The sequence below is a fragment of the Candidatus Binataceae bacterium genome (assembly GCA_035500095.1).
Taxonomy (GTDB): Bacteria; Desulfobacterota; Binatia; order Binatales; family Binataceae; genus JAKAVN01.
In genome coordinates this window covers 1-8,383 of the sequence record DATJXN010000138.1, presented here as the reverse complement: position 1 = coordinate 8,383, position 8,383 = coordinate 1, and the positions used below count along the sequence as shown (strand labels likewise).

Genomic DNA, 8,383 nt, shown 5'->3' with positions numbered 1-8,383 from the left:
GACATAGGCGGTGAACTTGACCCGCGCGCCGTCGACGCCATTGGCGCGCGCCGCCTCCTCGTCGCTGCCGATTGCGTAGAGCGCCACGCCGAAGCGCGTGCGGCGCAGGAGCCCCCATAGCAGCAGCAGCCCAACCAGGATCAGGAGCGGCATCGGCACGAGGCCCGACACCGCGTCGCCGGTGAGCGCCGCCGAATAGGCTGGCGGCACGGCGCCGCCGGGCTCTGGCATGATCAGCAGCGTTACCCCTTGCGTCATGAACATCGTCGCCAGGGTGACCACGATCGGCTGGAGCCGCAGAAAACCGATGAACACGCCATTGACCGCGCCCGCAACGCAGCCCGCCGCCACGCCCGCCAAAGTCCAGGCGACCTCCCAGCCGGGCGCGGCCGTCATGCCGCGAACGATCAGGCAGTTGGACAGGGAGATGACCGCCCCGGCCGAGAGGTCGAGGCCGCCGAGGATCACCGCCAGGGTCTCGCCCATCGCGCCGATCGCCAGTGTCGTGGTGTTGCCAAGCGTCGAGGCGAAATCGTAATAGCCGAACGGCTTCGCCAGCACGAGGTTAAGCCCGCCGAAGACGACGCCGAACACCACGATCGCCATAACGAGGCCGCTGTGGCGGCCGAGCGCGGAGCGGACGGCGGTCGCGACGCCGCCGCCCGGGGCGAGGCTGCGGGGACCCAAAGTCGCAGGTTGTCCCGGCTTCGAGGTGAGGGTCATACCGCCCGCTCGAGCGGTGCCGAGGCGCTTCCTTGCCCCAGCGCGAAGCGCATGATCTCCTCCTCCCGCACCGCCTCGCCCGCCAGCTCGGCATTGATCCGCCGATCATAGAGCGTGATGACGCGACGGCAGAGGTTAGCGATCTCCAGCACGTCCGTCGAATAGAACAGCACCGCGCCGCCCGCATCGGCGAATTGGCGCATCAAGAGATAGATCTCGTGCTTGGCGCCGACATCGACGCCGCGTGTCGGATCGAACAGCAACAACACCCGGCTTTCCGCCAGCAGCCATTTGGCGATCGAGATCTTCTGCTGATTACCGCCGCTGAAACTGGCGCAAGGCCGATAGAGCGCGCGCGGATGCACCTGCACGCGGGCGAGCACGCGATCGACGGCACGGCGCTCAGCCTCCAAGTCGAGCCAGCCGAACCGTGCGAAGCGATTGAGCGTCGGCAGCGAGACGTTTTCGAGGCCGGAGAGTTTAAGCGCCAGCGCCTCGGTCTTGCGCTCCTCCGGCACCAGGCTGATGCCGATGCGCGCATCGATGGCATCGCGCGGCGAGGCGATGACGACCGCCCGGCCATCGACGGCGATGGTGCCGCTGTCGGCAGGAACAACGCCGAACAGGGCATGGAACAGCTCGCTCTGCCCCATCCCCTGAAGACCGGCAACACCGAGGATTTCGCTGGGCCAGAGCGAGAATGTAACGTCTTCGACGCGACCTCTCACGGTGAGTTGCCGCACCTCGAGCGCGGGGGCGCCGCAACGCTCTTGCGGCGGCCGCACCGGCGGGAAGGTAGCGGCGAGCGATCGGCCGATCACCAGCCGAACCACCTCGTCATGGCTGATCTCGCCGACCGCGAAGGTCCCGACCTGACGGCCGTTGCGCAAGATGGTGAGGCGGTCGCAGAACCGGCGGACCTCGGGCATGCGGTGAGTTATGAAGAGGACGGTAGCGCCGCGCGCCCTCAATTCGGCGATGCGCCGTTCGAGCCATTCGACGTCCTGCGCCGAGAACGCCGAGGTCGGCTCGTCGAGCAGCAGGATCCGCGGCTCGCGCGCGATGGCTCGGGCGATCTCGAGTTTCTGGCGCAGCGGCAGCGGGCAGTCGCGAATCTCGCGCCGCGGATCGACCGAACCGAGCTCGAGCCGCGCGAGCGCCGCTTCGGTCCAGCGCCGCGCCCGGCGGCGGTCGAGCACGAACCCGAGTCGCGTCGGCGCCACGTCGAGCAGAAGATTGTCCTGCACGACGAGATCGGGAACCAAGGTGACCTCCTGAAAGGCGGTCGCGATCCCGAGCGCCCGCGCGCCGCGCGGACCGGCTGCCCGGGCGCGCTGGCCGAACACAGAGATCGTTCCCGCATCCGGACGCGTGAGTCCACTCAGGATCCGGACGAGGGTCGATTTCCCGGCGCCGTTCTCACCAAGGAGCGCATGGACCTCGCCGCGCCCGATCGTCACCGACGCGCCATCGAGCGCCAGAGTGGCACCGAAGCGCTTGCTCAATCCGTCGATCGCGAGCGCATGGGCGGCTTCCGCCGGCTTCACTGCCTGGCCTTTCTGGCGAACGTCCGCCGGCCCGGACCGTGCGCGCCCCGACCGGCAGTTCCGCGCGACGCTATTCTTTCGGTTCAGGTTCGCCGAACATCGCTGCCTTGAGGCCGATTTCCGGTGTATCGGGCGAGAAGATGTTGTCGACATAGTCGGTATTGATGACCTTGGGATCGAAGACGTTGCAGCCGTCCTTCATCTCCTTCCAGGTCCCCTCCTTGCATAGTTTGATGTTTTCAGAGGTGGCCACCTGGAGCGCTATCACGGTGTCCTTCGGAACCTCCTTGCCCACGAGCACCTGCAACGCGAGCTTAAGGGCGAGCGCGCCGGACATCGGCGTGCTCTCGAGCGAGATCGCCGGCGCGCCCATTGGCGCGTAAGGTGGTGTCGCATCGGGGATCGAGCCCAACGGCAGCATCGCCACACGCGTGGCGTTGGCGCCATCGGTGCCGTAGGGCGTGAACTTCTTGATTCCGGCCGCCTGCTCCTGCTGCCAGGCGGTCCAGCCGCCGCCGGTGCCGATGATGCCGTCGATGTCGCTCCATTTGTGCGTCGCCATGAACTCGGTGATAACCTTCTCGACGACCGCGAGCGACCACATCCCGTTCACTTCGCCGACGATCTTCATCTCGGGATATTTGCTGATCACATCGCGGAAGCCGCGGTTGCGGTCCGTATCGACGGTCGTGCCGGGCACGCCGGTGACGAACAGCACGTTCCCCTTGTGGTGCATCTGCTCGGCGACCCAATCGGCCGCGGTGACGGCGAGCTTGTATTGATCGGGATGGACATTGTAGGCGCAGGGTTCGGTAACGCGCGAATCATAGGCGAAGACGACGACGCCTTTGTCGCAGGCGTTCTTGATCGCAGCGTTGAGCGCCGTCGGCGAGATCGGATAGATGATGATCGCCTTGGCGCCCGCCTGCACCATGGAGTTGATCTGCTGGATCTGCCGCTGCGCCACGGGACCCGCCACCTGGATGTGCAGGTCGACCTTGTCGCTGTAGTACTTCGCCATGGCCGAGATCATGTTGGTGGCTTCGTTCTGCCAGCCGTTGCCGACATAGCTCATACTCAGAAAGACAGGGAATTTGCCTTCCGCCGCCGCGACGCCGGAGACGACGCTTGCAGCAGCACCCGCCGCAACCGCGGCCCTCAGCAAGGCGTTCATCCTCATGGATCTCCTCCGATGCTCTGCGGCTTGATTTCACCAGCCCTCCGGTCCCCCTCGGCGTCCGAGAGGCTAGTTTTTCGACTTTACCATGATCGGGATGGGATGGGTAAGAGGCGCGCCCAGTTCCGCGCGCATCCGGCGTCGGGTTACGACGACAAGGAGGGTAAACTGTCGTCCGGCGGAACGGCGAGCATCAAAGACGCGGCGCCATATCTGGATTTGCGGGTAGCGTGAATTGAAACACGGCGCCGCGGGGCGCATTGGCGGTCACCCACAATCGTCCGCCATGCGCTTCAATGATCGAACGGCAGATCGACAGCCCCAGACCCAAGCCGCTCGGTTTGGTCGTGTAGAAGGCCTTGAAGAGATGCTCGACAGCAGCGGGCGCCAGTCCCGGACCTATGTCGCACACGGCGACAAGCACATCGCCCGACTCTGTTGTCCCTGCGCCGATCCGCAATTCTCGCGATCCTTCGCTCATCCCGCGCATGGCCTCGAGGGCATTGACGATCAGGTTGAGGATCACCTGTTGTAGCTCGACCCGATCGCCTCGAATTAGGGGTAGGCCCTCAACGAGGTCCGTTTGCACCACGACGCCGCTCTTCATCGCTTCGTCTCGGGTGATGTCGATCACCTCGCGGATCGCTCCATTGATCTCCACGCGATCGTCGCGCGGAGGCGCCCCTTTGATCAGAGCGCGGACCCGGCCGACAACGGCGCCGGCGCGGTCGCCGTCCCTCACAATGCGGCCGAGCGCTTGCCGGACCTCGTCCAAATTCGGCGGCTCGGCGCCGAGCCAACGCAGCGCCGCCCGGGCGTTGGCGACCGTCGCGGCAATCGGCTGATTCACCTCGTGAGCGATCGACGCAGTGAGCTGCCCCATCGTCGCGACGCGGTTCGCGTGCGTGAGCTGCATCTGCGTCTCGCGCAAAGCTTCAGCCGCGCGCTTGCCCTCGGTTATATCCTCGCATACGACCAAGACGACAGGCCGGTTCTTTATCAACATGGCTCGGGCTGTCTCGCGGACCCAAAGCATATCGCCGTTCTTCCGGATTTTGCGCAGCTCCCAAATCACCGTTCGCCCGGGATGTTCGAGGCATTTCGAGGCATTCCTCCGAGCGTAGTCTCGGTCGTCCTCGTGAAACAGGATCTCCACGGGACGACCAATCAATTCGTCCGTCACATATCCGAGTTGCTGAGCGCCGAAGGGATTCACGGACAGGATCGCGCCGGTCGGATCGAGCATGAAATACATAGTGGGATTGTTCTCAAAGACGGCTTTCCATTGCTCCTCGCTCTCGCGAAGCGCCGCCTCCGCGGCCTTGCGCTCGGTCAAATCGAGAACGAACGCAACGCCCTGGTTCCCGCCTTTTTCGAAGCTGGCCGATCCGATCAGCACCGGCACACGGCTGCCGTCCTTGCGGAAGTACTCCTTCTCGAACGGCTGCGCGGTTCCCGTCATTCTCACCTCTCGAACGGTCTGCGCGTTGCGGAAGTCCCATTCCGGCGGCGTCAGGTCCGTCCAATTTAAGCGGCCGGACACGAGATCCTCCCGGTCGTATCCCACCATGCGGAGAAACGCATCGTTCGCCTCGAGGATCTGGCCCCCAATGTTCCAGATGACGATTCCGATAATGTCGGCATTGACCAAGCGCCGGATCCTTGCTTCGCGTTCAGCGAGGTCGCGGTAGAGATGTGTGTTTTCCAGCGAAATCGCCGCTTGCGAGGCGAGCAGCTTCAGCACCGCGATCCGCGCCGGAGCGAACACGCTGCGGGCCAGGTTGTTCTCGAGATATAGCACGCCCGCGAGGTTGGTCTGATTGATCAGCGGCAGGCAGAGAATGGAGCGAGCGTGGCGCTCACGGATGTAGGAATCCTCGGCAAAGGCAGACTCGCTCGCAGCGTCGTCGAGAATGACACTCTCCCGGGTCCGCAAGACATAGCGGAGCACCGACTCCGGCAGGAGGGCCTGGGCCACGGCTTGGTCGCGCAGCTGGACTATCACCGCTTCGCCATCGGTCGTGACTTCCGCCTCGATCCGCTGCTCGGCGCCGCGCGCAAGAATCAACAAACCTCGCTCCGCGCCGGCCTGCTCGATCGCAGTGCGCATGAGCGAGTCGATCAGTTTTTCGACGACGATCTCGCCCGAGACCGCTTGCGACACCCGGATGACGGTCGCAAGGTCGAGGTGTTCGAGGGGCGCGCGCATCGTACTGGTCGGCGCCGGCGCAGACTCCTCCGTCCTGAGGAACGGATAGATCTCATCGAGTTGTCGCACCTTGCCGTCCGCTCCCCAACGCACGTAGCCGTCGCGGGCTTTCCGCACATAAACATGCGCGAAATCTTTGAAACCACGCGCTGCGTAGAAGCGCGCGGCCAATTCGTAGGCGAGCGCCTCATTTTGAATAAAAGCGTTAGCTCGGGCCGAACGGATCGCTTGCTCGTAGAGGCGCTCGGCATCGATCTCGCGGCCCTCCAAGCGGGCAATCTCGGCGCCCACCAACGCGGCGCGGTTCTCGAAGTTCTCCGGGCAGTTCTCCGCCCAGATCTCAAGCTGCCGGCGATGCGCTTCGAGAGCGGCTTGTTCCCCCGCGCCGAACGGTGAGCGGTCGCATGCAGCGGCGCACGAGAGCGCAGCGTAGAAATGATATTCCGCCGTCTCGAACTGTCCGGCCGACGTCCATAGCAGCAGTTTCGCGCGGGAGGCGGCCTCGTTTGCCAGGGAGTAGTTGCCAGCGAAGAAACACGCCTGCAGCTTCCGAATCCAATACAAGCATTCAGCTATCGCCAAATCCGGGTTCTCTGAGAAACGACGCTCGATCTGGGATCCATCCAATTGCTCATGCTCGAGCGAGCCCAATTTCGGTGTCAATCCGAGGAGCGTGCGGACGAGCCCGAGCTGCGTGGCAAGAATGTCGATCATAAGACCAAACCGCAACTTCTTCGCAAACTCGAGACCGCGTTCGACTTCAAATTCCACTTCGCCGAGCGGATCGCCCGCCGCGAGAAGGTTGACGTTCAAATTGTTGCGGCTGAACGAAGCAAACGTAAGGTCGCCGATTTTGTCGGCGATTTCGAAAGCGCGCCGCAGCGGACCACGGCCAGCGCGCAGGTGTCTCGTCCATATCACGAGGAGACCTCCGAAGAGCACGTAGGTCCTGGCCTGGAACCGCCTCAACCCGCGTCCTTCTGCCAGGTCGTAGCCAACCTGACCATATTTATGTCCGGCCTTGTAGTCGCCGAAGAGCGCGCCAGCGAGACAGCCAAGCCAGACGTAGTGAACGCACGAGCCGTCACAGTTTCCGCGTTCGAGACTAAGGTTGACAGCTTTACATGTGACCAGGCAATTAAGGTTCCCATCGGTGAACAGTGAAGGTGGCGAGACCTTGGTCAGAACATCGAGGGTCGCGAGCGATTCAGGGTCGGTCATCAAGGGCAGATCGACGAGCTCTTCGATCGTGCGACCACCAAGCTGCGACCAGACGCGCTCATATTCGCGTCGCGCCTCCGTCTCGGCCGGATGCGGCGGCAAGTCGATGCCAACATGCCGCAGGCAATCGAGACAGACTTCGACCGCGCGGTTGCTCTGATCGAGAGCCGTGTAGAGGTCAACGCGCAAGCACGCGACAGCGGCGCGCTCGACCGTGTTACAAGCGCGCTTTGAAAGTTCCACCAGGTGTTCGTCCGCGGCGGCCAGATCGCTCGTCAGGAACTCGCACTCGGCTCGGTTCAGCTCCAGCGCGAACGCGAGTTCGTGCCGGCGCTCCCAGCAATCGGTTTGGAGCAGGGCCACACCAGCGACCAGATAGCTGAGCGCTGATGCGTATGCCGTCGCGGCCTTGGCGCGCTTGGCCGCAGTAAGGTTCAACTCGGCCAGATGTTCCCGTTCATCCTGCGAGGCGATCAGCGCCGAGCCGCGATTGAGCTGACCTACGATCTCGAAGATCGCCTCTTCTCGCATCTCCGGAGGCGTTCGCGCCGCGAGAAGCCGCCCTAGCCGGAGGTGGGCTGCGGCGAGCTGCTCCTCCGGAATCAGCGAATAGGCGGCTTCCTGCACCCGGTCGTGAACGAACCTGTAGGCGCCGGGCAGACGCTCGACCAGCTCGAGTCGGACCGCTTCCCACAGAGCCGCGTGGACCTTATCTGTCGAGGTCCCGAGTACGTTCATGAGCGTCGTGATGTCGGCGACGTTGCCGAGGCAGGCCAGCTCCTGCAGCGCCTTCTGCGCTTCCTCGGGCAGGCGGGCAAGCTTCCCAGCCATGAGGTCCACGACATTGTCGGCATAGCCCTTGGCGTGGATGCGATTGAAATCCCAAGACCACCGCGCTTGCTCGTGATCAAACGTGAGCAATCCCTCATCTGCAAGCGCATAAAGAAATTGAAGCGCGAAGAACGGATTGCCGGCGGTCTTGTCGTGCACGAGCTGCGCTAGCGGCGCAGCGTCATCAAACTCGCAACGGAGCGCATCTGCAGTCAGGCGCCGCAAGTCTTCGCGTAACAGAGTCCCGAGCTTGATCTCGCTGACCTTTGCCCCGGAGCTTCGAATGGCTGTCAGCTTCCGCATCAGCGGATGGGCGGCGTCGACCTCGTTGTCCCGATAGGCCCCGATCAGAAGCAGGTGTTGAACGTCCGCTTGGATCAACAGATCCTCGAGCAAGTCGAGCGTTGCGGCGTCGAGCCATTGAAGGTCGTCGAGAAAAAGGGCTAACGGATGTTCTGGCTGGGCGAAGACGCCGATGAAGCGGCGGAACACGAGCTGGAACCGCCCCTGCTGCTGCTGTGGCTCCAGCTCGGGGACGGGCAGCTGCTCGCCGATGATGAGCGTCAGTTCGGGGATGAGATCGCCGATCAGCCGAGCGTTAGGGCCCAGCGCCTCTAGAAGGGCTTCGCGCCAGCTCGTCAGTTCTGCGTCGCTCAGACTCAGGAGGGATCGCAC

At 63.8% G+C, this 8,383-nt stretch carries 4 protein-coding genes; all 4 read right to left on the bottom strand.

From position 1 onward, the window contains the following. On the bottom strand, positions 1-723 hold a 723-nt coding region (locus VMI09_15450; protein ID HTQ26083.1), incomplete at its 3' end, for a hypothetical protein. Continuing rightward, on the bottom strand, positions 720-2,270 hold the full coding sequence (locus VMI09_15445; GenBank protein HTQ26082.1) for a sugar ABC transporter ATP-binding protein: 1,551 nt from the start codon (positions 2,268-2,270) through the stop codon (positions 720-722). The genes VMI09_15450 and VMI09_15445, both read right to left, overlap by 4 nt. 70 nt (positions 2,271-2,340) lie before the next feature. Then, positions 2,341-3,444: a substrate-binding domain-containing protein gene (locus VMI09_15440; protein HTQ26081.1), complete on the bottom strand. Its 1,104-nt coding sequence runs from the start codon at positions 3,442-3,444 to the stop codon at positions 2,341-2,343. A 196-nt stretch (positions 3,445-3,640) separates the two neighbouring features. After that, a partial coding sequence (locus VMI09_15435; protein HTQ26080.1) for a PAS domain S-box protein occupies positions 3,641-8,383 on the bottom strand: 4,743 nt, incomplete at its 5' end.